Source organism: Geobacillus sp. ZGt-1 (genome assembly GCF_001026865.1).
Lineage (GTDB): Bacteria > Bacillota > Bacilli > Bacillales > Anoxybacillaceae > Geobacillus > Geobacillus thermoleovorans.
The window spans coordinates 10,664-11,868 of sequence record NZ_LDPD01000013.1 but is presented as its reverse complement, the minus strand read 5'-3'; the positions used below and the strand labels follow the sequence as shown (position 1 = coordinate 11,868).

Sequence of the window (1,205 nt, the reverse complement as noted above, 5' to 3'; positions counted from 1 at the left end):
ATGAGGATTACCCTTTACCGTTCGTGTACTTTTGCGTTTTCCAGCGCTTTCGTGATTTCCCGGGGCCACCCCAGCCCAAGAAGCGAGGCGCTGCGGTGTCGGGAACTGTCCCATATCCACTCCGATTTCGGCGATGATGACGGCGGCGGTTTCCTTTTTCACTCCAGGAATCGTCATCAGAAGATCCACTTCCTGTTGATACGGTTGTAAGAGATGGTCGATGCGTTGGTCCATCTCCTGAATCAAGCTTTCCAAATACTCGATGTGCTTCCACGATTGGCGAATCATGAACAACTCATGTTCGGTTAATGTCCCAAAGAGCGATTCCTGAATTTGTTGCTTTTTCCCTTTCATTCTTCCGTGAAGGCAAGCGTCGATATCGGCTTCTTCGATGTACCCCTGTTCCATTAAACGGGTCAAGAGTTTTCGGCCCGATACTCCGAAGATGTCGGAAATCACCGTACCCAGCTTGATATTGGAACACTCCAATACTTTATGAATTCGGTTTTTTTCCGCAATCAATTGACCCACCCACTTTTTGCGTAAACGGGTCAAGTCCCGCAATTCTCGAATTGGCGCGGGTGGCACAAAACTCTTTTCAATCAGTCCATAACGCAATAATTTAGCGATCCATTCCGCATCGGATACATCCGTTTTTCTCCCTGGGACATTCTTGATTCGCTGAGCGTTGGCCAAGGTAATGTCAAAGTAGTCCTCTAAAATGTTAAAGACCGGTTTCCAGTAAACCCCCGTACTCTCCATCGCTAGATGAGTGATTTCTCGATCCTCGAGCCATTTCAGGAGGCGAAACAAGTCTTTGGTAAACGTCGAAAACGTTTCGATCTCCTTTTGAATGTGGTCTTCTTCTCCCCAAAGCGCACAAACGACAATCGTTTTGGCATGAACATCTAAACCTGCGCAACGATGATAAAGCACATCCATGATCCGGACTCCTTCCATTGATGAATTCGCAAACAGTGAGTCCACTTGTTCGTTAGGCATTTTTCTGTTCGTAGTCACCTTTTCCAAATGAAAAGGGCTTACAATGGGTGGAACACCAAATGGACTCAAACAGTTTTTTGTACAGGGTCGAACCACCATTAAAAAGCACGTCTTTCCAAACTGTTTGCGTTCATCCTCCATTATGGAAGGAGAGATGGATTTTCATGCCTGGGTGGGGAGTAAAATTTACTCATGGATGTTTT

1 protein-coding gene is annotated in these 1,205 nt (G+C 46.1%); it reads right to left on the bottom strand.

From position 1 onward, the window contains the following. On the bottom strand, window positions 1–942 hold a 942-nt coding region (locus tag VU18_RS04290), incomplete at its 3' end, for an IS110 family transposase (RefSeq protein WP_021321273.1). Between the last annotated feature and the right edge of the window lie 263 nt (window positions 943–1,205).